Below are 23,478 nucleotides of genomic sequence, written 5' to 3'. Positions count from 1 at the left end.
AAAAACCGACGAACGCACCGTCCGTCAAACCGTTCCCACAAAGCCCAGAACTCTCGTCCCGAACCCCTCAATCAGCACCAAGCCAACCAGGAAACTCTAGAGCGAAGGTCGTCGTCGCCAGCAGCGCCGCCGCCCTCGTCAGTGATCGGGCTTATAGACCCCACACATCCGACACGTCAACAGGGATTTTCGGAAAAAATGACAGATTTCTGACAAAGCCCACAAACGCAGGGCTTTGCGCCCCCAAAAAAGTTTTGCCCCCTCCCCCGGGCCCGTGCAGACACAATTTGGCCCTACCTTTTTCACAATCGGCCTATCTAAGCGAAAACGAAGATGCGTCGCGGATACGGGCGCGCGGACAGGCTTGGGATATATAGGATATCGCCCTTGCAGCGCCGCGCGTGATTTGACTCCGCCGCGTGAAAGATGCACACCTTCGCGCAACGTATCGCAGGCAAGAATACGGTTTAGAGAAATCGGGGACCCTCAGTTCGGCATGATCACCGACAAGAACATGGTCAGGTCGCTTGGCGACCAGCCACCGATCCTGGCGCATGGCCGGCGCGCGCCCGACAGGCGCGAGATTTCGCTGCGCTGGCTGTCGGGCACCTTCCTGACGGGGATCACCTCGAGCCTCCTGATGGGTGTCGCGCTCTTTGCAGCGCTTGACGGACGCCAGCAGCTGGCAATCCCGGCCGAAGCCTATGCCGCACTCGATGCCGGTTCGAATGGCGACGAGCAAGCGATCGCCGTTCGCGGCGGCCGCATCCTGTCGCCGAAGCTCGTTGCCAAGCCGGCCGACAAGACGATCATGGAAGTCTCGACGATGACCCATGACGGCGAGAAGGAAGTGGTGCGCAAACAGCCCTTCGTTCACGTGAAGATGGCGCTCGCCGCCAATCACCAGGCCTCGGAAAGCTATCCGGACTTCGATCCTCTGGCGATCTTCTCGACGGAGGAGGCAGACGAGGAATCCCCCGTTTCGCGAACCGGCACGCTTTACGGCTCGAACGTCGATTCCGAAGTGGCGCTGAAAACCGTCGACTTCCCGCTGCGCGGCGGTCCCACCTTCGACAGTTCGATGTCGCTGGAAGAGGTCGAGGAAAATGTCCGCACCAACGGCTCTGTCCTGACCGAGGGCAGCACCCAGGTCGCCTCGCTCTATTATGTCGATCCGCAGCGCTTCGCCTCGGAGAGTGACGGGCTCGATCTTCTCCAGGGCCTGACCGCGCGCATCGTCGAGCAGAACAAGAGTGACGCCGCCTACGAGACGATCGACGAAGAAACCACCGAATACGCCGACGACATCATTCCGGTGCGGCGCCAGACCGACATCGCGACAGTCATGAGCAGTGCCGGCTACACCAAGGCGCAGGCCGAGGACGCCGCCAGCTATCTCGGCCAGGCGCTCGGCGCCAGCGAGCTTTCCGAAGGCGATGTCCTGCGCATCGGCATCATCCAGAACGGCGAGACGCAGAAGGGCCAGGACGCACGCATCGTGCGGGCCACGATCTATTCGCGCAACCGGCACGTGCTGACGATGGCGGTCGATGACAAGGGCCGCTTCGTCCCCGGCGCCGAGCCACCGAGGCTCGACGCGGTCGCCACCGCCTTCGACGACAACGGCGCGCCGGTCATGACCAGCAGCCACGACCTGCCGCGGGTCTATGACGGCATCTACCGGGCGGCACTTTCCTACGGCATGAACGCCGACATGGTCGGCCTCGTCGTCAAGCTGCTCGCCAGCAATGTCGATTTCCAGGCGCAGCTGAAGCCGACGGATTCGCTTGAAGCCTTCTTCTCCGTGACCGACGAACGCGGCATGGCGACGGAGGAATCCGAGCTCCTCTATGTTCGCGCCAAATTCGGCGATGCCGTTACCGCCTTCTACCGGTTCCAGGATCCGAGCGACAACACGATCGACTATTTCGACCAGGACGGCAAAAGCATCCGCCAGTTCCTGCTGCGCAATCCCGTGCCGAATGGCCATTTCCGTTCGGGCTTCGGCATGCGCCGGCACCCGATCCTCGGTTTCTCGCGCATGCACACCGGCGTCGACTGGGCAGCCCCGCGCGGCACACCGATCATCGCCGCCGGCGGCGGTGTCGTCGAAAAGGCCGGCTGGGATTCCGGCGGCTATGGCAACCAGACGCTGATCCGCCATGCCAACGGCTACGTGTCCTCCTACAACCACCAGAGCGCGATCGCCAAAAACGTCAAGGTCGGCAACAAGGTCGTCCAGGGCCAGGTGATCGGCTGGGTCGGAACGACCGGCCTTTCGACCGGACCGCACCTGCACTACGAGCTGATCGTCAACGGCAACAAGGTCGATCCCTTGCGCATCCGACTGCCCGGCGGCAAGTCGCTTTCGGGCGACGCGCTGGCGAAGTTCGAGAAGGAACGCGACCGCATCGACGAATTGCTGAACAAGGACGGCACGGGCGCAGAGGTCGCGAGCAACTAACCGCTCCCCTCCCCTGCTCGAAAATCAGCACAAACAGAAAGGCCGCCCCGAAGGGCGGCCTCTTGATTTGTGCGCTGCTGGACTTACGCGGCTTCCTTGTCCGGCCCCGCCCCGCGCTTGAAGTTGAGGCGGTCCGAGCCCGACAGCACCTTGACGGTCGAACCATCAGGGAACTCGCCCTGCAGGATCTTCTCGGCGAGCGGATCCTGCACGAACTTCTGGATCGCCCGCTTCAGCGGACGGGCACCATAGGCCGGGTCGTAGCCCTTGTCGGCCAGGAACGCGCGGGCATCGTCGTCGAGTTCCAGCGTGATCTTGCGCTCGGCAAGCAGCTTGCGCAGCCTTTCGAGCTGGATATCGACGATCGCCCCCATCTCCGACCGACGCAGCCGGTGGAACAGGATGATCTCGTCGACGCGGTTCAGGAACTCCGGCCGGAAGGCGGACTTCACCACCTCCATCACCTGGTCGCGAACCGCATCACTGTCCTCATTTTCGCCAAGCCCGACCAGATACTCCGCGCCGAGGTTCGAGGTCATGATGATCATCGTGTTGCGGAAGTCGACAGTGCGACCCTGACCATCGGTCAGGCGGCCGTCGTCGAGCACCTGCAGCAGCACGTTGAAGACATCCGGATGCGCCTTCTCGATCTCATCGAACAGCACGACCTGATAGGGCCGGCGCCGAACGGCTTCGGTCAACGCACCGCCTTCCTCATAGCCGACATAGCCCGGAGGCGCACCGATCAGCCTGGCGACGGAGTGCTTCTCCATATATTCCGACATGTCGACACGCAGCAACGCGGTCTCGTCGTCGAAGAGGAACCGGGCAAGCGCCTTGGTCAGCTCCGTCTTGCCGACGCCGGTCGGGCCCAGGAAGATGAACGAGCCGATCGGCCGGTTCGGATCCTGGAGACCCGCGCGGGCACGCCGGACGGCACGGGAAACTGCCTGCACGGCGTCACCCTGGCCGACAACCCACTTCGCCAATTCGTCTTCCATGCGAAGCAGCTTGTCGCGTTCGCCTTCCAGCATCTTGTCGACCGGAATGCCCGTCCAGCGCGAAACGACATGCGCGATGTTGTCGGGGGTCACGACCTCCTGCACCATCGGGTTGGCATTGGCGTTCTCCTGGCTTTCGGCGTCCGAGAGCTCCTTTTCGAGCTTCGGAATGACACCGTAGGTCAGTTCGCCGGCACGCTGGAACTCGCCCTTGCGCTGGACGATCGCCAGCTCGTTGCGGGCTTCGTCGAGCTGCTTCTTGAGATCGGCGGCACGCCCGAGCTTCTGCTTTTCCGCCTGCCAGCGAGCCGTCAGCGCGGATGCCTGCTCTTCGATCGAAGCAAGATCAAGTTCGAGCTTCTCGAGCCGATCCTTCGACGAGACATCGGTTTCCTTCTTCAGGGCCTCGCGCTCGATCTTCAGCTGGATGATGCGACGATCGAGCTCGTCGAGCTCCTCGGGCTTGGAATCCACCTGCATGCGCAGCCGCGACGCGGCTTCGTCCATCAGGTCGATCGCCTTGTCCGGCAGGAACCGGTCGGTGATGTAGCGGTTCGAAAGGGTCGCGGCGGCAACCAGTGCCGAATCCGAAATCCGGACCTTGTGGTGCTGCTCGTACTTTTCCTTCAGACCGCGCAGGATCGAGATCGTGTCTTCGACCGTCGGCTCCTCGACCATGACCGGCTGGAAGCGACGGGCAAGGGCCGCGTCCTTTTCGACATGCTTGCGGTACTCGTCGAGCGTGGTCGCGCCAACGCAATGCAGCTCACCACGTGCCAGCGCCGGCTTCAACAGGTTGGAGGCGTCCATGGCGCCATCGGCCTTGCCGGCCCCGACCAGCGTGTGCATCTCGTCGATGAACAGGATGATCTCGCCGTTTTCGGCCTGCACCTCGTTGAGCACGGCCTTCAGCCGCTCCTCGAACTCGCCGCGGAACTTCGCACCGGCAATCAGCGCGCCCAGGTCGAGCGCCATCAGCCGCTTGTCCTTGAGGCTTTCCGGCACGTCGCCATTGACGATGCGCAGTGCCAGGCCCTCGGCGATCGCGGTCTTGCCGACGCCGGGCTCACCGATCAGAACCGGATTGTTCTTGGTGCGGCGCGACAGCACCTGGATGGTGCGGCGGATCTCGTCGTCGCGGCCGATGACCGGGTCGAGCTTGCCTTCTCGCGCGTCGGCCGTCAGGTCGCGCGCGTATTTCTTCAGGCTGTCGAAGCCCTGTTCGGCAGTGGCGCTGTCGGCGGTGCGGCCCTTGCGGATGTCGTTGATCACCTGGTTGAGCTTGGTCGGCGTGACGCCGGCCTTCTTCAGCACATCTGCGGTGGCAGCCGAGCTTTCGATCGCCAGCGCCAGCAACAGGCGCTCGACAGTGACGAAGCTGTCGCCGGCCTTCTTGGCTGCGTCTTCGGCGCTCGAAAACACCCGCGCAAGCGGCTGCGACAGATAGACGGAACCGTTGCCGCCGGAAACCTTGGGAAGCTTTGCAAGCGCTGCGTCATTGCCGGCGCGCGCTTCGCGGGCATCACCACCGGCCCGCTCGATCAGCGAGGCGGCCATGCCCTGGTCGTCATCGAGCAGTACCTTCAGCACATGCTCCGGCGTGAACTGCTGGTGTCCTTGCGCCAGCGCGTAGGTCTGCGCCGACTGCAGAAAACCGCGCACGCGCTCGGAATATTTTTCGATGTTCATACTCTACCTCCATAGCCCGGCAGGCCCATCATGGCACCCGTCGGTGTTTCAGGATCAGGCTCCCGCATTCGGCAAGCCTGTCAGTGTGGCGCGATCCCCGCTTTGCGTCGGATCAACGCGTCCGAAGCGAATATGGGGCAGCGATTTTGGAAATTAAAGAGCCTCCCGGCGCTCGTGAGACGGAAATCTGCAACCACGAGGCGGCCGCGCACCGAAAGGGTAACGCGGCCGCGGGATCGTCTATGCCGCGGGGGTCCGCTCGGCGAAGGACGCGCCGAATTCCTTCATCCGCCGCACATAGTAGGCCGGCTCGATCAGGACCTCCGGCAGATAGAGGCCCGGCGTCGGGGCGGCCCCTCCTTCAAGGCCGAGCATGCGCTCGACCGCAAGGGCGACGCCAAGCGCCGTCAGTGGGGCCTGGCCCTGAGGGTGCACGATCTCATAGCGACGGTCGACCAGTTCGCCGTGTTTGTCGCGGCCCTTGATATCGATGGCGATCTCCGTCGAGAACGGTTCGCCGCGCCGCCTGCTCGCGGACACGCTATAGGCAAGATCCAGGCGGATATCGCTGGCGTTGGTACGGGCCGAAAGCGCCATGACGTCGAAGGGCGAATAGGCGGTCGCTTCGAGTTCGACGCCGTCAACGCTTCTGAAGCGCGCCTTGGAATCCTCGCCGCCGGCCCAGTGGAACTTGCCATCCGCGACGGTCAAAGCGGCGGGCGCAAGGCCGGTGATGCGGTTGTAATCCGCAAGTGCTGCCGGCCCACCCATGTCCTCTTCGTCGAGCAAGACGCCGATGCGGATCGTGTCGATCGCCTCATAGGCTTTGGCAAAGTCGAGGATCGGGAAGATCGCGGCGCCGGCGAGCCAGTGGCTGGCGAGCAGGATCGGCGCACTGTCCGGCGCGTGGATATACTGCGCCATCTCCGGACCGACCTCGAAGGTGCCGCTCGATAGGCTGATATAGGGAATGCCGTGGCGCTGGGCGTAACGCATCGAACTCAGCTTTTCGTCTTTCAGGAAGATGACGACGGCGCTGAAGCGGGGCGCATCGCCAAGGCCGAGATCCGGGCGATTGAGGTCGACGCTGACCCCGACCGCGCCGCCAACCTCACGTGCGACCGCCTCGGCCCTGCCAAGATCGCGGCCACCGATCGCGATCGGCAGCGTCGGGTGCAGACGACGAATGATCCTTGCGGCCTGCGACCCGACGACACCGGAACCACCGACAATCAAAACGGGCAGAAACTTGCTCGACATCTTCCTATCTCCTAAACGAGAGGTAAGCGGCACCTACCTAACTTACCATTAGTAACTTACTATTGGTAAGTAAGATGCCGAATACCACTTTCAAGAGGCATGGGCCGACGCGAAAAGAGGATTGTGATCGATGAGCCGGACGAAAGGCCGAAAGCTTGCGAAGCCCGAGCGGCGCGCCCAGCTGCTCGAGACCGCCAGGGAGATCCTGCGCGAACGGGGCGCCGACGCCCTGACGCTTGGCCATCTCGCCGAAAGCGCTGGCGTCAGCAAGCCGATCGCCTATGAACATTTCGGCACGCGCGAGGGGCTCTTGATCGCGCTCTCCCAGGAAATCGAAGACCGGCACACGGAAAAACTGAAGGTCGCGCTGAAGGGTGCATTAAATCGGCTCGAAGCGGTCGCCGATATCATCAGTTCCGTCTACATCAACTGTGCTGTCGAAAGCGGCGAGGAATGGCAGGCGATCTCCGGCGCGCTGCGCGGCAATGCGGACATGATCGCCACGCAGCAACAGCAGGCTGACGATTACGTCGCCATGATCAAGGCAGCCCTCTCTCCTTTCTCGGAAGTCCCCGAGGACGATCTGAGGCTTCGCTGCACAGGGATCGCCGGCGCGGCCGAGGCGATCGGCCGCGAACTGATCCGCGGGCGCACAAACGAGACCTCTGCGAGCAGCAACCTAACTGCGCTCATCATCGACAGTGCCAAAAGCTGACCAGTGCAACTGGCTGATCAGCGTTTGCCGTACAAAGAAAAACCCGGCCGCGATGGGCCGGGTTTTTGATGCCTGCACCGGGCAGGCTGACTATTGCGACTTCGCTTACTCGGAAGCAGCCAGAGCCGGCGCTTCCGGAGCGTCATCACCCGACGGCTGAGCTTCGTCGGCAGCACCTTCCTGGGCGCTGCGGCGCGGACGGCGCGGACGCGGCGCGTTGCGGCGGCGCGTTGCGGCACGGCCGGAAGCGGCAGGAGCTTCTTCTTCCATCGCAACTTCGGCCGGCGTGCCTTCGATCACCGGCTGCGGGCCGGTACCGTCGATGACAACGGGCTGCGGCTCGGCAACAGGCGTTACGGCTGCGGCACCCGAAGCCGGCATGTCGTCGGCGTAGCCCTGATCCAGATCGTCCTGGTCCTGGTCGGCTGCGTCGTGGCCGCGGAAGTCCTGACGGTCGTCACGCTGGAAACGATCCTGCATCTGCGCCTGCGCGGCAGCAATGATGCGGTTGTAGTGTTCGGCGTGCTGCAGGTAATTTTCCGCCATGACCCGGTCGCCGGAGCTCTGGGCGTCGCGCGCAAGTGCAGAGTACTTCTCGGCGATGTGCTGGGCCGTACCGCGAATCTTCACATCCGGACCGGAGCTGTCGTAGGTCCGCGTCAGCGGATTCGAGCCCTTGCGGTTGTGATTGTTGTTGCTTCCATTGTTGTTGTTATTGTTGTTGTTATTTCGCCCGCGGCCGCGCTTGTTTTGCTGTCCTGGCCTCATAGTACATTCACCCGAATTCTCTTGATAATGATGATCATGTGGTTTCGTCTTCCGGCCGGATCCGCCCGACAGAGCACGCACCGTTGCGCTCGCACAATGGCGGCTTCGGCGCCGACTGACGTCAAATTAACAGGTACCCGCACAAGGCACGTGTTGAACCCTAGCAACTCTTTCTTGAGAGCAATCCCCGTGGCCAGGTCATACCGGAACGAATCTTAGGTCCATGACCTTCTGCCCAGTGCGCGGGCAAACTAGCCCGCTTCCTCTGGGATTCCAAGCCCTTTCTTTGCCTCTGCAAGAAAGAAGATGCGCCAGTGCAGCATTTTTTCAACGGTTTGTGTCGCGTTCGAAGATCAGGACGCGGTCATTGCCGCCGAGATCCTTCGCCTCTTCACGCAGACGGAATTTTTCGGCGTAAAACAACGCCGTTACCGCCTCTTTCTGGTCGAAACCGATTTCCAAGCCTATCACGCCGTTTGTCTCAAGATGATGACCAGCTTGAGAAGCGATGGCGCGATAGGCATCTAGCCCATCTTCTCCGCCATCAAGCGCTGCGGCCGGGTCGTGAAGTCTCACCTCCGGCTCAAGCTCTTCAACCACACTGGACCGGATATACGGCGGATTTGAGACGATAACGTCGTAACGACCGTCCACCTTTTCGTACCAGTTGCTGAGCAACGGCCGAAAGCGATCCGCAAGTCCGAGAGCGACGGCATTTGCCGTCGCCGTTGCCAGCGCGTCTCCGGATATATCGGTAGCCGTGCCCCTGGCTTCAAGAACCTCAGACAGAAGCGCGAGACAAATCGCGCCCGTGCCGGTCCCGAGATCCATGATCTCGCAACCTCCCTTTCGCGCGACCACCGCGCGCAGATAGGGGATCATGCGGTCGACCAAGGTCTCGGTGTCCGGGCGCGGCTCCAGGGTTTCCTTCGACAGCCTCAGCGGCAGACCGAAAAACTCGCGTTCACCGAGGATGCGATAGACCGGCTCGCGCGCAAGCCGGCGCGCAACCGCCGCCCGGATCCGCTGGGCATCCTCATCCGAAACCGGGTCCCTGCCCCGCGACACGACCGCGCTCAGCGACAGGTCGAGCAGGCCCGAGATCAGGTGCCGGACGTCGAGCGCCGCATGCTCGATGCCACCCGCCTGCAGGCGATCGCGACTTTCGGCAACCAGGCTCGCGAGCGTCTCGGCCATCTCCTAGCCCCGCTGCTCGCCGAGCTGCGCCAGCTGGCTCGCCTGGTAGTCGGCAAGCAGCGCGTCGACGACTTCGTCGATCTCGCCCATCATCATCCGGTCGAGCTTGTATAGCGTCAGGTTGATGCGGTGGTCGGTAAGGCGTCCCTGCGGGAAATTGTAGGTGCGGATGCGTTCGGAGCGATCGCCCGATCCCACCTGGCTCTTGCGGTCGGCCGAGCGTTCGCTGTCGGCGCGCTGGCGCTCCATGTCGTAGAGGCGCGAGCGCAGCACCTGCATCGCTTTCGCACGGTTCTGGTGCTGCGACTTTTCCGAGCTGGTGACGACGAGCCCGGTCGGCAGGTGGGTGATGCGCACGGCCGAGTCCGTCGTGTTGACGTGCTGTCCGCCGGCGCCCGACGAGCGCATCGTGTCGATGCGGATATCCTCGGGCCGGATCTCGATATCGATGTCTTCGGCCTCGGGCAGCACTGCGACGGTTGCCGCCGAGGTGTGAATGCGACCGCTCGCCTCCGTCTCCGGCACGCGCTGTACGCGGTGCACACCAGATTCGAACTTCAGCCGCGCGAACACGCCGCGCCCGGAAACTGTAGCGATGATTTCCTTGAAACCGCCGGCTTCGCCTTCGCTCGACGACAGCACTTCGACCTTCCACCCCTTGCCCGCCGCATAACGCTCGTACATCCGGAACAGGTCGCCGGCAAACAGCGCCGCCTCGGAACCACCGGTTCCGGCGCGGATTTCAAGGATCGCGCTCTTTTCGTCGGCCGCATCCTTCGGCAGGAGCAGGATCTGGATTTCCTGTTCCAAACCCTCGATCGTCGCTTGGACCTCGGGCTTTTCCATTTCGGCGAGATCACGCATCTCGCGGTCGGTCGATTTGTCGGCGAGCATGGCGGAGATGTCGGCAAGCTCCGCCGTCGCCTTTTCGTAGGCGCGGATCTTCGTCACCACCGGCTGCAGTTCGGAATACTCCGAGGCGAGCTTGACGTAGACGTCCGCGGCCGGGCCGGCGGACATGCGCGCCTCGATTTCACCGAACCGCCGTTCCAGTTCGCGCATCTTTTCAACGGGAAGCTTTGCCAAGTCTCACTCCAATGCGTCTCGCCCCGGCCGGATCAGCTCCGGACGAGGGTTGCGACGCGTCACTTCAATCTAAACCGGAATGCCGTTTTCCGCGGCGAAATCCACCAGCATCTGGCGAACGGGCGTCTGATCTCGCGTGTCGTCCAGTGCAGCGTTGAGCAGTGAGCCGAGCTTGGACGCGTCAAGCGCCAGAAGCATCGCCTTGATCGGTCCGACGGCCGTCGGCGACATCGACACCGAACGGAAGCCAAGACCCAGCAGCGCCATGGCCGAGAGCGGCTTGCTCGCCATCTCGCCGCAGAGCGTCACCGGCGTATCGTGCCGGTCGCCGGCGCGCACGATATCACGCAGGATCCTGAGGAACGGGCGCCCGAGCACGTCGAAACGATCGGACACGCGGGCATTGCCGCGGTCGACGGCCATCGCGAACTGGAAGAGGTCGTTGGAGCCGACCGAGACGAAGTCCACCTCGGTCATCAGCTCGTCGAGCTGCCAGAGCAGCGCCGGCACTTCCAGCATGGCGCCGAATTGCAGCTTGCGCGGCAACTGTTCGCCGAGCTTCGACTGCCGCTCGATTTCCTTCTGCAGGAGGTCGCGCGCGATCCTGAGTTCGGAGACCTCGGTGACCATCGGCAGCATCAGCTTGAGCTCGGCACCGGCCGCCGCCCGCAGCATCGCGCGGAGCTGGGTGCGCAGCAGACCCGGCCGGTCGAGCGAAAGCCGGATGGCGCGCCAGCCGAGCGCCGGGTTTTCCTCTTCCGCAGCGCGGAAATAGGGAACCACCTTGTCGCCGCCAATATCGAGTGTGCGGAAGGTTACGGGCTTGCCGCCCGTCTGCTTCAGCACGCTGCGGTAGAAGGCTTCCTGTTCCTCCGCCTTCGGCATGGTCGAGGCGATCATGAACTGGAGTTCGGTGCGGAAGAGGCCGATGCCTTCGGCACCCGCCTCGTTCAGATGCGGAAGGTCGACCAATAGGCCGGCATTCATCTGCAACGTGATACGCGTGCCGTCCCGGGTCAGCGGTTCGACGTCCTTCAGCGCGCGGAACTGTGCCTGACGCCGCGCCCGGAAGCGAACCTTTTCCTCATAGGCACGCTGCAGGTCGGCGAGCGGCCGCAGATGCACCTTGGCGTCATCGCCATCGATGATGATCGCGTCGCGGTTTTCCGCAAGCGCCACGGCACCGGTCGCCTGGCCGATCACAGGAATGCCCATGGCGCGGGCAACGATCACCACGTGGCTGGTGACGGCACCCTCTTCGAGCACCAGGCCGCGCACATTTTCGCGGGGATAGTCGAGCAGCTCGGCAGCGCCCATGGCGCGCGCGACGATCACCGCATCGTTCGGGAAGTCGCTCGCCGAAAGCTTGGCGCCGTAGCCCGAGAGCTGGCGCAGCAAGCGGTTGGCGAGATCGTCAAAATCATGCATGCGCTCGCGCAGATAAGGGTCCGTCAGGCGGATCATGCGCGCTTTGGTTTCGCTCTGCACACGCTCGACGGCGGCTTCCGCCGTCAGGCCGTTGCGGATCGCTTCTTCGAGCTTGCGCACCCAGCCGCGGTCATGCGCGAACATGCGGTAGGTCTCGAGCACTGCCCGATGCTCGCCCTCCATCGACACCTCGCGGCGCGACAGCATGTCGTCGATCGAGATCCGCAGCGACCCGAGCGCCTCTGCAAGCCGCTGCAACTCCTGGTCTGTATCCTCGTTGAGAAGATTGGTGACGACGATCCTTGGTTCGTGCAGGACGACATAGCCAAGGCCGATGCCTTCGCCGTAGCTGTTGCCGTCGATCGAGACGGGACGCGAGAGATCGAGTTCGAGCCCTGGCTTGGTGATCTTCTTGAGCTCGCCGGTTGCCACCATCTCGGCGAGAACCATGGCGGTCGTTTCGAGCGCCTCGACCTCGTCCTCGCGATAGTTGCGCATCGCCTTGTTCTGGACGACGAGAACGCCGAGCGCGCGCCCTGTGCGCAGGATCGGCACGCCGAGGAAGGAATGATAGATCTCTTCGCCGGTCTCCGGCAGGTAGGTAAAGGCGGGGTGAGACTGGGCGTCAGACAGATTGAGCGGCCGCGCCGAAGCGGCGATGGTACCGACGAGGCCCTGCCCCATCTTCAACTGCGCCAGGTGAACGGCGGCCTTGTTCAGACCTTCGGTCGCATAGAGTTCGAGCACGCCGTCGGAGCGCAGCACGTAGACCGAACACACTTCCGCGACCATATTCTGCGCGATCTGGCGCACGATACGGTCAAGGCGCTCCTGCGGCTCCAGCGGTTCCGCCATCAACTCGCGCAACCGCTTGAGGAGAACGCGCGGACCTGCGGAAAGGTCTCTCATCGCGTGGGGTCTCCCGAAATAGAGGGGACGGCAGCAAACGGGATGCGCGGCCAAGTCGCCGCGAATCCCAAATCGGTCGTCTGTCGATTAACTCTTATCGAGACCGTAGGCGGAATGCAAAGTGCGAACCGCCAATTCCGCATAGGGTCCATCGATCAGGATCGAAATCTTGATCTCGGAAGTGGTGATCGCCTTGATGTTGATGCCCTTGTCGGCAAGCGCACGGAAGGCCGACGCTGCAACACCGGCGTGGCTGCGCATGCCGATACCGATGACCGATACCTTGACGAGGCCGGCTTCGGACTGGACGACGTCGTAACCGATCTTGTCTTTGTTGTCGCCGAGCACCTTCAGTGCCTTGTCGACATCGCCGGAGGGAACCGTGAAGGTCATGTCGGTTTTCGAACCGTCCTCGGAGATGTTCTGGACAATCATATCCACGTTGATATGGGCTTCAGCCAGCGGGCCGAAAATCGCGGCGGAGACGCCCGGCCGGTCGGCGAGACGGCGCAGCGAAATCTGGGCTTCATCCTTGGCATAGGCAATGCCGGTTACGACTTCCTGTTCCACGATCTCATCCTCATCACAAATCAGCGTACCGGGCGGATTGAGAAGGTCACCCATGCCCGGCGCATCGGGATCTTCGAAAGACGAACGCACGAAGGTGCGGACCTTGTGCACCATGGCAAGCTCCACCGAGCGCACCTGCAGCACCTTGGCGCCGAGCGATGCCATTTCCAGCATTTCCTCGAACGCGATCTTCTTCAGACGCCGCGCCTTCGGCTCGATGCGCGGGTCGGTGGTGTAGACGCCATCGACGTCGGTGTAGATGTCGCAGCGATCAGCCTTGACGCCTGCGGCAATCGCAACGGCCGAGGTGTCGGAGCCGCCGCGACCGAGGGTGGCGACGCGGTTGTCAGGCCCAAGCCCCTGGAAGCCGGCGATGACGGCGACCTGGCCCTCGCCCATGCGGCGGATGAGCTCGGCACCGTCGATGTCGAGAATGCGGGCAGCGCCGTGGGCGTTGTCGGTGCGGATCGGGACCTGCCAGCCCTGCCACGAGCGGGCATTGATGCCCATCGACTGCAGCGCGATGGCGAGAAGTCCGGAGGTCACCTGTTCGCCGGACGCGACGATCGCATCGTATTCGCGCGCATCGTAGAAGGGCGAGTTGGCGCCGGTTGCCTTCGGCATGTTCTGCACCCAGCCGACCAGCTCATTGGTCTTGCCGGACATCGCGGAAACGACGACGGCAACTTCGTGGCCGGCATCGACCTCGCGTTTCACATGGCGGGCAACATTGTGGATGCGTTCCAAATCAGCGACGGACGTCCCGCCGAATTTCATCACGATGCGTGCCATGTGCCTCTACCGGTACCCAAATTGCGCGCGCTTGCGCGCGTGACAGGAAAGCCCCCGCCGGCGCCCGACGGTCAAAAAGCTTGGGAGACTTCTCGCACATCGGCAGTCACCGCTTCGGGGAGCGGAAAGTCGCGGCGTCTCTTAGCGGATCAGGGGCCTGCGCGCAATGGCAGGGCGGCAGGAATAAGGCTCCATGCGCACGGTGGGGAAACGTGCGCGGTCGCGGTTTGCGCCACTTGAAATTGCGGCAGCGCCGGCTAGGCTGCCAACGGACGCTTGAGGGGGCAGACATGCAAGCACATCGCATACCCGCAACCGCACAAATGATGGCCCGCTGTGCCGTCGCGCTTTCCGTGACGCTCTCGTGCTCGACACCGTCGAACGCCGCCGATTTCGACCAGGCGCGCATGGCGCCGCAAGGCGACTGGACGGTGATCGTCAGCCCCTATGTCTGGGCGGCGAGCCTCAAGGGGGACGCATCGCTTGCCGGCTTCGACACCGATGTCGACGTGCCCTTCAAAGACACGCTCGACCATCTCGACCTGGCGCTGATGGGCAACATCGAGCTGACCAACGGCCAATGGGGTGTCTATTTCGACGGCCAATACGTCCGTACCAGCCAGGATGAAGAGCTGCTCAGCCATGAGATCGGCCTCGACATCAAGATGACGACGCTGGCCTTCGGCGCGTTCTATCAGGTCTATGAGCAGGAACTCGGCGGCAACACCGTCTTCGGCAAGCCCCGGACGCTGTCGATCGAGCCGACGATCGGTCTGCGCTGGACGAAGCTCGAGGCGGACGTGTCCGTGGCCGGCTTCAACACGAGCAAGAGCGCCGACTGGACCGACCCCTTCGTCGGCCTGCGGCTCAACGCCGATCTCAGCGAGCGCTGGAACCTCGTCGCCGAGGCCGATGTCGGCGGCTTCGATGTCGGCTCAAAGCTCAGCGTCAACGCCCAGGCCTATCTCGGATACCGGACCGAAATGCTTGGCCAGCCGACAATTTTGCGCGCCGGGTACCGGTTGCTCTATCAGGATTACGAAAGCGACGACTTCACGGGCGCGAACAAGTTCCGCTGGGACGTGAACCAGCACGGCCCGGTGATCGGCTTTTCCATGTTGTTTTAGAACCTGGGCCTGCTTCAACGCTCAAGGACCGACTGGCGGATACCCAGCATACGCTTTGCCCGCGAAGGAGAATGGTATGACGTTCATCGTAAAGCCGGCCGTCCGATCGGTCACATCCGCACTTGCCGCCCTTCTCATGCTCGGTCAGACGACGGCGGAAGCCTGCACCCGCCTCGTCTATCTCGGCCCCGATGACAACATCATCACTGCCCGATCGATGGACTGGAAGAGCGACGTCACGACCAACCTCTGGGTCCTGCCGCGCGGCATCGAGCGCAACGGTCAGGCAGGGCCGAACTCGTTCAAATGGACGGCGAAGTATGGAAGCGTCGTGGCCACCGGCTATGATGTCTCGACCACCGACGGCGTCAACGAGGCCGGCCTCAATGCCAATCTCCTGTGGCTGGTCGAATCCGAGTACCCTGACTTCAATGACAAATCGAAGCCGGGCCTGACGATCGCCGCCTGGGCGCAATATGTGCTCGACAGCTTCGCCACTGTCGAGGATGCGGTGAAGGCGCTTGAGAAAGAACCGTTCACGATCGTCACCGACAACGTACCGGGTGAGAACCGGCTGACGACGCTGCACCTTTCGATCTCGGACAAGACCGGCGACAGCGCAATCGTCGAGTATATCGGCGGCAAGCAGGTGATCCATCACGGTCGCCCGTATCAGGTGATGACCAATTCGCCTGTCTTCGACCAGCAACTGGCCCTGAACGCCTACTGGAAGCAGATCGGCGGCACGGTGATGCTGCCGGGCACGAACCGCGCGGCCGATCGTTTCGCGCGCGCCTCGTTCTACGTCAACGCCATTCCGAAGGACGAGAACCCCGACCGTGCGCTGGCCAGCGTCTTCAGCGTCATTCGCAATGTCTCGGTTCCCTATGGGCTCAACACGCCGGAGGAACCGAACATTTCCTCGACCCGTTGGCGCACCGTGGTCGATCACAAGCGCAAGCTCTATTTCTTCGAGTCGGCGCTGACCCCGAACACCTTCTGGGTCGACCTGAAGAAGATCGATTTTACCAAGGAGACCGGCAAGGTGATGAAGCTCGATCTCGGCGAAAACCAGGATCACACCTATTCGGGCGACGCGACCGGCGACTTCAAGCAGGCCGAACCGTTCAAGTTCCTCGGGTTGCAGATGTGAGCACACCGGCTCGGGGCCGGCGCGAAGCCATTGAAAATTGCGCGCGACGGTGTTATTGACGCTGCCGCAAGTTCAAATTCGAGAAAGGGGGGCTGCACGTGATGACATTTTTCCGGCACCACCGCCAGCGTGGCCCCGTCCAAGCCCTGCAGATGCGTTTGCAGGGCTGACCAGACATCCTTTCGCGAAGATCGCGAGCTTATCCCTGGTCTGCCCAGAGTGATGCAGTGCGGAACCGTTTCGGTTTGAACGCCTGCATCGTCTTCCAATACCGAGCCGATGCGGCCCGAGCACAGCATGTCTGTGTTGCGGGCTCGACCATCCGAAACCCCGGCCTGAAGTGCCGCCCCGGATGATCCGCCGTCGCTCGTGCAGTCCAGAGAACGACCATGGCCTTGATCAATATCCGCAACCTCGGCGTCAGCCTGAGCACACCGCTTTTCTCCAGTCTTAGCCTGTCCGTCGCATCCGGTGATCGTATCGGCATCGTCGCTGCCAACGGCCGCGGCAAGTCGACCCTGCTGAGATCAATCGCCGGCAGCTTTGATCCGACCGCCGGCGAGATCACCCGCTCGCGCGGGCTGACGGTCGGTCACGTCGAACAGAACGTGCCTGCGTCGCTTTTACCTCTCTCCTTCCACGACGCCGTTCTTTCGGCCCTCCCGGCCGACCAGGCGGAAAACGAAAGCTGGCGCGTCGATATCGTGCTCGATTCCCTCGATGTGCCGGAGGTTCTGCGGACTCGCGCCGTCTCGGAGTTGAGCGGCGGCTGGCAGCGCCTGATGCTGCTTGCCCGCGTCTGGGTCAGCGAGCCAGACGCGCTGCTGCTGGACGAGCCGACCAACCATCTCGATCTCGCCAAGATCGGCCGGCTGGAGGCCTGGCTGAATGCGCTGCCACGCGACGTGCCGGTGCTGGTTGCCAGCCATGACCGCGCCTTCCTGGACGCAACCACCAACCGCACGCTGTTCCTGAGGCCAGAGCAATCGCCGATCTTCGCGCTCCCCTATTCGCGGGCGCGCGCCGCTCTCGATGAGGTGGACGCATCGGAGGAGCGGCGTTACCAGCGCGACATGAAGGTGGCGCAGCAACTGCGTCGCCAGGCCGCCAAGCTCAACAATATCGGCATCAACTCCGGCAGCGACCTGCTCACGATAAAGACGAAGCAACTGAAGCAGCGCGCAGAACGGCTGGAGGATGCGGCAAAGCCCGCGCATCAGGAACGTTCCGCCGGCGCGATCCGGCTCGCCAATCGAGGCACCCATGCCAAGATCCTGGTGACGCTCGACGACGTCCATGTCGAAACGCCCGACGGCACCCCGCTTTTCCGCACCGGCAAGCGCTGGATCTGCCAGGGCGACCGCATCGTGCTGCTTGGCGAAAACGGCGCCGGCAAGACCCGGCTCGTCAACCTGATCCGCACGGCGATCGAGGAGCCCTCCCGCGCGCCGGAGACGCTGAAGGCAACACCCTCGCTGGTGCTCGGCTACAGCGACCAGGCGCTTGCCGGCCTGTCGGACGAGGAGACGCCGCTTGCCGCGCTGGCCCGCCGCTTCTCGCTCGGCGACCAGCGCGCCCGTAGCCTGCTCGTCGGTGTCGGCGTCGGCATCGACATGCAGGAAAAGGCGATCGGCCGGCTGTCGGGCGGCCAGAAGGCGCGTCTTGCCATGCTGGTGCTGCGCTTGAAGGAGCCCAATTTCTACCTGCTCGACGAACCGACCAACCACCTGGACATCGAGGGCCAGGAAGCGCTCGAAACGGAGCTGTTGAGAAACGAGACGAGCTGCCTGCTCGTCTCCCACGACCGCAGCTTCGTGCGCAATGTCGGCGACCGCTTCTGGCTGATCGAGAAGCGCCGCCTCGTCGAGGTCGAGGACCCGGAGGACTTCTTCGCCTCGGCGGCGGCAGGCAACGTCGGCTGACATAAAGCGCAATCATCGCAAGTGTGACGCCCGCAACAAGCGGGCGTCACAAATGCCAACATCATCAGGCGGGCGGCCGCGCAATCAGGCATGCGACCTCGCTGCTGTCAAAAATCTGCGCCGACAGTGCCTCGACCTGCCAGCTCTGGCGAAGGGCCGCCGCCGCGAGCCGCGCGCCAACGTCGTCCGCCCCCGTGGACGGCTCGTCATGGAAAAGAAAAAGACGCCCCTCAGGCTTCAACAGCTGCGCCAGCGCCGCAAACTCTCGAGCGGGATCGCCCCGCGTGAACACGCCGACGCGCATGGCGAACGCCTTGTCGAAGCGACGGCCACCGAGATCGAACGAGCGAAGCTCCGCAACCCGCAAGGTCGCCCGGCCTGCAGCAACATGTTCAGCATTTCTGCGTGCTGCCGCCGCGATCATCACAGCCGAGCGGTCGATAGCGACAATCTCCCCTTCGTCGAGCCGATCGCAAACCTTCGTCACGGCAATGCCATGGCCGCAACCGACTTCGAGCAGATGAACGGACGGCTGCGGCGCGATGACGCCGACCGCCCAGTCGATCCTGTTAAGCCCATGTGGATTCCTCCCCTCGCCAGCGCAGAAACTAGCACGCGGAAGAGCCGCAGCGCCAACCAGTCCGATGCAAAAATAAAACCACTTGCAAAACAATATCAGATTTGTCACCCTTTCCGTGACAGGCATGCCGCAACGGGAGAGATACAATGCGCAAGGTCATCATGTGGGACATGGTTAGCGTCGACGGCTTCTTCGAAGCACCGGGGCACGACATCGAGTGGTTCGTCTTCGAGGACGAGCTCGCCGCCTATATCGGCGAAACGCAGCTCGAGGCCGACACCCTGCTTTTCGGCCGCGTGACCTATGAAATGATGGCGGGCTACTGGCCATCCGCCGAAGGCGACATCGCGACCTTCATGAACGGCGTCGAGAAATTCGTTTTCTCGCGCACGCTGACCTCCGCCAATTGGGCGGGCACGACGCTCGTGACCGGCGACGCCGCAAGCGAAGTCGAACGACTGAAGGCGCTGGATGGCGGCACGATCTTCGTTTTCGGCAGCGCCGACTTCGCGAGCGAACTGATCGAGAAGGGCCTCGTCGACGAATACCGCCTCGGCATCAATCCGGTGCTTCTCGGCGAGGGTGTGCCGCTGTTCAAGCCAGGGCTGAAGCGGACGAAACTCAAACTGACCCACACACGCCCTCTGACATCCGGTGTGGTTATCCTGCACTACCAGCCAGAAGCGGACGCGTAGCAGGACGGGCGCCACGCACGCGTGTGCGCCGATCTGGCCCAGCGCCGCCTCTTGACTTCCTTGTCCGATCGTCCGACTTCACTGCTGCACAAGTCCCTAAATCGGGATCGATTTAAGGATAGAATTATGCAGCACTTTAAAGTGCTACAGCGTCCTTAGCGCGCCTTGAAAGACGCGCGGCGCTGTCGGGACGATGCAAGGAGACGGCGACATGAGCGAGACCGCACGCACGACGATCGACCAGAGCGAGGTTGACCGCTTTTCCGCCATGGCCGCGGAGTGGTGGGATCCGACCGGCAAGTTCCGGCCGCTGCACAAGTTCAATCCCGTTCGCCTCGCCTATATCCGCGACAAGGTGGCCGGGCATTTCGGCCGTGATCCCAGGAGCCCTCAGCCGCTCAAAGGTCTGCGCCTGCTCGATATCGGTTGCGGCGGCGGCCTCCTGTCGGAGCCGATGGCACGCATGGGCGCCGATGTCCTCGGCGCCGACGCCTCCGAAAAGAACATCGGCATCGCCAAGACGCACGCGGCCGGAAGCGGTGTGGCTGTCGACTATCGCGCCGTGACCGCCGAAGCCCTTGCCGAAGCCGGCGAGAGCTTCGACATCGTGCTCAACATGGAAGTGGTCGAGCATGTCGCCGATGTCGATTTCTTCATGACCACCTGCGCCCATATGGTTCGCCCCGGCGGTCTGATGTTCGTCGCCACCATCAACCGCACCATGAAGGCAGCGGCGCTTGCCATCTTCGCAGCCGAGAACGTGTTGCGCTGGCTGCCGCGCGGTACGCACCAGTATGAAAAACTGGTGCGCCCGGAGGAACTGGAAAAGCCGCTCGTGGCCAACGGCCTCGAAGTGACCGAGCGGACCGGCGTCTTCTTCAATCCGCTTTCCAATCAATGGAACCTGTCCAAGGACATGGACGTCAACTACATGATCGTCGCCAAGCGGCCGCTATGAGCAGCTGTCGGCGGCCTCAGCCAGCCTGCCGACGCTCCTGCCACTCGCGCTTCAGCAGCGCATAGACGTATTCGTCGCCCCAGACATCGTTGAACCGGTCGTTCTCGATCAGATGCGCTTCGCGGCGCATGCCGAGACGCTCGACGACGCCGACGGACCCCTTGTTGAGGGCATCGAGCCGGGCAAAGATCCGGTGAAACTTCAGCGTCGAAAAGCCGAGATCAAGCAACGCCCGCATCGCTTCCGTAGCGTAGCCCTTGCCGGCAAAGTCGGGATTGAAGATGTAGCCGGTCTCCGCCTGTTCCGCCGCACTGCTTGCGAGCTTCAGCAGGACTTCGCCGATCAGTACACCATCCTCGCGGCGCTCGACGGCAAACACCGCGACGTCCCCATCGTCAACGAGCTTTGGCGCCGAAGCCTTGGCGAATTTTGTCCGCGCTGCCGTTTCGTCGAGCGGGTGCTGATAGAGATAATGGTAGACCTCCGGCAGGCGGTGATAGGCAAAGAATGCCGGAAAATCGCCAGGCGCGAAGGGCCGGATAACGAGGCGATCAGTGGAAATGTGAACATCGGACAATGCCATTGGCTGGAAAACTCCCATTGCAAAGCTGCGAGATGGGAGCCAAGGCATTGTATTTAAAGGGCGGGAACCAAAGTTTAGACGCGCAGATGCGAAAGTGCCCCGCGTCAGTTGACCTCGTCGGGCAAGATCGGCAGCGGCGCGACCGCGATGCCTTCTTCGAGCAACGCCACGGCCTCTTCCGCCGTCGCCTTGCCGATCAGCCCGCGCTCTTCCGCCTCGCCGTAGTGGATCTTGCGGGCTTCCTCGGGAAAGCGCTCGCCGACATCCTCGGCGTTCTCGCGTACGGACTTCACCAGCTCGCGGATCTTGGCGACCGTTTCCTTCTGCGCCTGGTCCATGATCACCGCCCGCGTCGCCTCCTTCTTGCGCGCGGTCGCGACCGAGGGCGCCATCAGTTGCTTGGCAACGGATGTCGAGTTGCAGCTCGGACAGGAGACCAGCTTGCGTTCGACCTGGCGGTCGAAATCGTCACTCGACGAGAACCAGCCCTCGAAATCGTGGCCGTTGTCGCAGGAAAGGGTGTAGCGGATCAAGCGGCAACGCCTCCCTTCCCGGTCGGCGCCACTTCATCGAGCACGAAGTTACGGGCATTCTTCAAGTTCGGTATCTTGGCGCGCGCCGCATGCACGGCGGCGACATCGATGTCGGCAAGCACAACCGCCTCGCCCGTAGGGCCAGCCGAAGCGAGCACGCGCCCCCAGGGATCGACGATCATAGAATGGCCGAACGTCTCACGCCCATCCTCATGCGTGCCCCCTTGTGCGGCGGCAATGACGAAGAGGCCGTTCTCGATCGCGCGGGCGCGAAGCAGGATTTCCCAGTGCGCCTCGCCCGTCTGCCGCGTGAAGGCGGCGGGCACCGACATGATCTCGGCGCCGGCAACGGCCTGTTGCCGGAAAAGCTCCGGGAAGCGCACGTCGTAGCAAATGGAAAAGCCAAGCTTGCCGAAGTCGAGTTCGGCCAGGCGCGCAATGCTGCCCGGCTGATAGGCGGCACTTTCCCGCCAGCTCTCGCCGTTGTCGAGATCGACGTCGAACATATGGATCTTGTCATAGTCACAGATCTTTTGGCCATTCGGGCCAAACAGCAGGCCGCGATTGGCGATCTTGCCGCCAGCAAGCGCGATCGGCGTCGAGCCGACATGGAGGTAGACGCCAAGTTCGCCGGCAAGCTGAGCTGCCGCCGCGGCAATAAGATCGTTGGCCTCGTCCTTCAGGATCGCGCGCAGCGCCGCCCGGTCCCGCTGCAGCGCCCCGGTCATTTCCGGAGTCTGGATATAGGTCGCGCCCTGGGCTGCCGCTTTGCGCGCGAGCCGCACCATCGTCTCCGCATTCTTGCGCGGATCGACGCCGGAACACATCTGAATGGCTGCGGCCTTGAAAGTCATCACGTCCAACTCCTAAGCGCTCACCGCAGATAAACGGGACGTCGCCTCATGCAAGGGTACGGTGCCTCAGGCAGCCAGCATCGCGTCGAGTTTGCCGGCGCGTTCCAGCGCGTGCAGGTCGTCGCAGCCACCGACATGAATGTCGTTGATGAAGATCTGCGGGAACGTCGTCCCGCCGTGCGACTTGTCGATCATCACCTGCCGAACGTTCGGATCATAGGTGGCATCGTGCTCGAGGAAGGAAACGCCCTTGGTTTCCAGGAGTTTCTTTGCGGCCGAGCAATAGCCGCAGAACTGACGCGTATAAATGACCACCGAAGCCATGATCCTGAACCGCTCCTTTGCCGGCGACCGTGCCGGACATCTGATTGTCATATAAGACCGGATACGGCTCTTGCAAAGGTCAAAACCGTGACCGACCCGGCTCCCGCCCGCTTCAGCGCACGGGTCGCTGCGGCAACGGTTGCGCCGGTCGTATATACATCGTCGACGAGAACCACGCTTTTCCCACTGAGACCCGCCCTGCCGCTTTCCGAGACGGCGAAGGCGCCGCGGACGTTCTCCTCGCGGGCGCGCAACCCCAGGCGAACCTGCGGGCTCGTGCGCCGGATGCGCCTCAAGATGTCGGGCTGATACGGACGACCGGAGAGCTGCGCAATGGCTCGTGCCAACTCCGCCGACTGGTTGAACCGCCGCTTCCACAGCCGGAAGGCGTGCAGCGGCACGGGGATGATCGCGTCGGCGGAAGCGACGGCACCGTCGCTCGCCCGGATCATCCATGTCGCCATCATCGGCGCGAGATCCGTGCGGTCGCGATATTTCAGCCCGTGGACCAGATCGCGGGCAACACCTTCATGGATCGCCACCGACCTTAACCGATCGAATGCAGGCGGGTTGGCGATCGCCTCCGGTGACACCGCTCCGGCGCCGTGATCGACCGAAAACGGCATGCCGAGAATATCGCAATAGGGCCGTTCGATCAGCGGCAGCGTCGCCCAGCAAGAGGCGCAGACCGCGCGATGATCGCCGACCAGCCGGCCGCAACCGCAACAGACAGGTGGAAAGACGAGATCGACGAGCCCCAGTCCGAATCGTTTCAGCATGCCCGCGCGCCACGCCTGCGGAATACGCAACCTCTCCCATGCCATGCGGTTGACTTTGTGCCTCCGAAGGTCTCTTTGCTGCCCATCGCGG

20 protein-coding genes are annotated in these 23,478 nt (G+C 63.0%); 7 read left to right on the top strand and 13 right to left on the bottom strand.

The window, feature by feature from the left end; all coding sequences use genetic code 11:
- The first annotated feature begins 496 nt into the window (after positions 1–496).
- Entirely contained in the window at positions 497–2,464 is a 1,968-nt protein-coding gene (locus tag IB262_RS19500) for a M23 family metallopeptidase (protein WP_034797679.1), read from the top strand.
- Positions 2,465–2,547: 83 nt separating this feature from the next.
- On the opposite strand, the gene clpB is transcribed toward IB262_RS19500, so the two are convergent.
- Positions 2,548–5,154 (bottom strand): ATP-dependent chaperone ClpB, encoded by a 2,607-nt coding sequence (clpB, locus tag IB262_RS19495; protein WP_112976487.1) that lies wholly within the window; start codon positions 5,152–5,154, stop codon positions 2,548–2,550.
- A gap of 240 nt (positions 5,155–5,394) precedes the next feature.
- A complete protein-coding gene (locus IB262_RS19490) occupies positions 5,395–6,414 on the bottom strand; it encodes an NAD(P)-dependent oxidoreductase (protein WP_112976488.1) in 1,020 nt (339 codons plus the stop codon).
- 130 nt (positions 6,415–6,544) lie between these two features.
- On the opposite strand from IB262_RS19490, the gene IB262_RS19485 reads away from it, so the two are divergent.
- Positions 6,545–7,129, top strand: coding sequence for a TetR/AcrR family transcriptional regulator (locus tag IB262_RS19485; RefSeq protein ID WP_060609766.1), 585 nt, complete (start codon positions 6,545–6,547; stop codon positions 7,127–7,129).
- 105 nt (positions 7,130–7,234) lie between these two features.
- On the opposite strand, the gene IB262_RS19480 is transcribed toward IB262_RS19485, so the two are convergent.
- From IB262_RS19480 to IB262_RS19460, 5 genes are all read right to left on the bottom strand, one after another.
- On the bottom strand, positions 7,235–7,897 hold the full coding sequence (locus tag IB262_RS19480) for a DUF4167 domain-containing protein (protein WP_034797687.1): 663 nt from the start codon (positions 7,895–7,897) through the stop codon (positions 7,235–7,237).
- 327 nt (positions 7,898–8,224) lie between these two features.
- Positions 8,225–9,094 carry a peptide chain release factor N(5)-glutamine methyltransferase gene (prmC, locus tag IB262_RS19475; protein WP_034797690.1) on the bottom strand — a complete coding sequence of 290 codons (870 nt, stop codon included), beginning with the start codon at positions 9,092–9,094 and terminating at the stop codon, positions 8,225–8,227.
- 3 nt (positions 9,095–9,097) lie between these two features.
- Complete coding sequence (gene prfA, locus IB262_RS19470) at positions 9,098–10,180, bottom strand: peptide chain release factor 1 (protein ID WP_112771847.1); 1,083 nt, start codon at positions 10,178–10,180, stop codon at positions 9,098–9,100.
- Positions 10,181–10,249: 69 nt separating this feature from the next.
- Entirely contained in the window at positions 10,250–12,517 is a 2,268-nt protein-coding gene (gene ptsP, locus IB262_RS19465; RefSeq protein ID WP_112976489.1) for a phosphoenolpyruvate--protein phosphotransferase, read from the bottom strand.
- Between the two features lie 87 nt (positions 12,518–12,604).
- Positions 12,605–13,879, bottom strand: coding sequence for an aspartate kinase (locus IB262_RS19460; RefSeq protein ID WP_034797696.1), 1,275 nt, complete (start codon positions 13,877–13,879; stop codon positions 12,605–12,607).
- A 290-nt stretch (positions 13,880–14,169) separates the two neighbouring features.
- On the opposite strand from IB262_RS19460, the gene IB262_RS19455 reads away from it, so the two are divergent.
- The 3 genes from IB262_RS19455 (at position 14,170) to IB262_RS19445 (ending at position 18,081) form a co-directional block, all read left to right on the top strand.
- Positions 14,170–15,006 (top strand): hypothetical protein, encoded by an 837-nt coding sequence (locus IB262_RS19455; protein WP_246802667.1) that lies wholly within the window; start codon positions 14,170–14,172, stop codon positions 15,004–15,006.
- 76 nt (positions 15,007–15,082) lie between these two features.
- Positions 15,083–16,159, top strand: a complete 1,077-nt coding sequence (locus IB262_RS19450) for a linear amide C-N hydrolase (RefSeq protein WP_112976490.1) — start codon at positions 15,083–15,085, stop codon at positions 16,157–16,159.
- 389 nt (positions 16,160–16,548) lie between these two features.
- Positions 16,549–18,081, top strand: a complete 1,533-nt coding sequence (locus tag IB262_RS19445) for an ABC-F family ATP-binding cassette domain-containing protein (RefSeq protein WP_112976492.1) — start codon at positions 16,549–16,551, stop codon at positions 18,079–18,081.
- 64 nt (positions 18,082–18,145) lie between these two features.
- On the opposite strand, the gene IB262_RS19440 is transcribed toward IB262_RS19445, so the two are convergent.
- Positions 18,146–18,787, bottom strand: a complete 642-nt coding sequence (locus IB262_RS19440) for a class I SAM-dependent methyltransferase (RefSeq protein WP_112976493.1) — start codon at positions 18,785–18,787, stop codon at positions 18,146–18,148.
- 20 nt (positions 18,788–18,807) lie between these two features.
- Here IB262_RS19440 and IB262_RS19435 point away from each other — a divergent pair, with 20 nt between their 5' ends.
- Both IB262_RS19435 and ubiG read left to right on the top strand, forming a co-directional pair.
- Entirely contained in the window at positions 18,808–19,356 is a 549-nt protein-coding gene (locus IB262_RS19435; protein WP_112976494.1) for a dihydrofolate reductase family protein, read from the top strand.
- A 211-nt stretch (positions 19,357–19,567) separates the two neighbouring features.
- Positions 19,568–20,314: a bifunctional 2-polyprenyl-6-hydroxyphenol methylase/3-demethylubiquinol 3-O-methyltransferase UbiG gene (ubiG, locus tag IB262_RS19430; RefSeq protein WP_034797712.1), complete on the top strand. Its 747-nt coding sequence runs from the start codon at positions 19,568–19,570 to the stop codon at positions 20,312–20,314.
- A 16-nt stretch (positions 20,315–20,330) separates the two neighbouring features.
- Here ubiG and IB262_RS19425 read toward each other — a convergent pair whose 3' ends face one another.
- From IB262_RS19425 to IB262_RS19405, 5 genes are all read right to left on the bottom strand, one after another.
- Positions 20,331–20,897, bottom strand: coding sequence for a GNAT family N-acetyltransferase (locus IB262_RS19425; protein ID WP_060518373.1), 567 nt, complete (start codon positions 20,895–20,897; stop codon positions 20,331–20,333).
- Between the two features lie 104 nt (positions 20,898–21,001).
- Positions 21,002–21,430, bottom strand: a complete 429-nt coding sequence (locus tag IB262_RS19420; protein ID WP_034797716.1) for a DUF1178 family protein — start codon at positions 21,428–21,430, stop codon at positions 21,002–21,004.
- Positions 21,427–22,284: a carbon-nitrogen hydrolase family protein gene (locus IB262_RS19415; RefSeq protein WP_112976495.1), complete on the bottom strand. Its 858-nt coding sequence runs from the start codon at positions 22,282–22,284 to the stop codon at positions 21,427–21,429. The genes IB262_RS19420 and IB262_RS19415 overlap by 4 nt, the downstream gene beginning before the upstream one ends.
- Before the next feature lie 66 nt (positions 22,285–22,350).
- The gene (grxC, locus tag IB262_RS19410) at positions 22,351–22,608 is read right to left on the bottom strand and encodes a glutaredoxin 3 (protein WP_034797718.1); all 258 of its coding nucleotides are present in this window, start codon (positions 22,606–22,608) and stop codon (positions 22,351–22,353) included.
- Between the two features lie 47 nt (positions 22,609–22,655).
- Complete coding sequence (locus IB262_RS19405) at positions 22,656–23,387, bottom strand: ComF family protein (protein ID WP_226020618.1); 732 nt, start codon at positions 23,385–23,387, stop codon at positions 22,656–22,658.
- Positions 23,388–23,478: the final 91 nt, after the last annotated feature.

The sequence above is a fragment of the Ensifer sp. ENS02 genome, assembly GCF_014851885.1.
Taxonomy (GTDB): domain Bacteria; phylum Pseudomonadota; class Alphaproteobacteria; order Rhizobiales; family Rhizobiaceae; genus Ensifer; species Ensifer adhaerens.
This window is presented reverse-complemented; position numbering and strand designations above follow the sequence as displayed.

Coding starts and splice junctions, on each gene's coding strand:
- IB262_RS19500 (WP_034797679.1), top strand. CDS start 497: ATGATCACCGACAAGAACATGGTCAGGTCGCTTGGCGACCAGCCACCG.
- clpB (WP_112976487.1), bottom strand. CDS start 5,154: ATGAACATCGAAAAATATTCCGAGCGCGTGCGCGGTTTTCTGCAGTCG.
- IB262_RS19490 (WP_112976488.1), bottom strand. CDS start 6,414: ATGTCGAGCAAGTTTCTGCCCGTTTTGATTGTCGGTGGTTCCGGTGTC.
- IB262_RS19485 (WP_060609766.1), top strand. CDS start 6,545: ATGAGCCGGACGAAAGGCCGAAAGCTTGCGAAGCCCGAGCGGCGCGCC.
- IB262_RS19480 (WP_034797687.1), bottom strand. CDS start 7,897: ATGAGGCCAGGACAGCAAAACAAGCGCGGCCGCGGGCGAAATAACAAC.
- prmC (WP_034797690.1), bottom strand. CDS start 9,094: ATGGCCGAGACGCTCGCGAGCCTGGTTGCCGAAAGTCGCGATCGCCTG.
- ptsP (WP_112976489.1), bottom strand. CDS start 12,517: ATGAGAGACCTTTCCGCAGGTCCGCGCGTTCTCCTCAAGCGGTTGCGC.
- IB262_RS19460 (WP_034797696.1), bottom strand. CDS start 13,879: ATGGCACGCATCGTGATGAAATTCGGCGGGACGTCCGTCGCTGATTTG.
- IB262_RS19455 (WP_246802667.1), top strand. CDS start 14,170: ATGCAAGCACATCGCATACCCGCAACCGCACAAATGATGGCCCGCTGT.
- IB262_RS19450 (WP_112976490.1), top strand. CDS start 15,083: ATGACGTTCATCGTAAAGCCGGCCGTCCGATCGGTCACATCCGCACTT.
- IB262_RS19445 (WP_112976492.1), top strand. CDS start 16,549: ATGGCCTTGATCAATATCCGCAACCTCGGCGTCAGCCTGAGCACACCG.
- IB262_RS19440 (WP_112976493.1), bottom strand. CDS start 18,787: ATGCCTGTCACGGAAAGGGTGACAAATCTGATATTGTTTTGCAAGTGG.
- IB262_RS19435 (WP_112976494.1), top strand. CDS start 18,808: ATGCGCAAGGTCATCATGTGGGACATGGTTAGCGTCGACGGCTTCTTC.
- ubiG (WP_034797712.1), top strand. CDS start 19,568: ATGAGCGAGACCGCACGCACGACGATCGACCAGAGCGAGGTTGACCGC.
- IB262_RS19425 (WP_060518373.1), bottom strand. CDS start 20,897: ATGGCATTGTCCGATGTTCACATTTCCACTGATCGCCTCGTTATCCGG.
- IB262_RS19415 (WP_112976495.1), bottom strand. CDS start 22,284: ATGACTTTCAAGGCCGCAGCCATTCAGATGTGTTCCGGCGTCGATCCG.
- grxC (WP_034797718.1), bottom strand. CDS start 22,608: ATGGCTTCGGTGGTCATTTATACGCGTCAGTTCTGCGGCTATTGCTCG.
- IB262_RS19405 (WP_226020618.1), bottom strand. CDS start 23,387: ATGCTGAAACGATTCGGACTGGGGCTCGTCGATCTCGTCTTTCCACCT.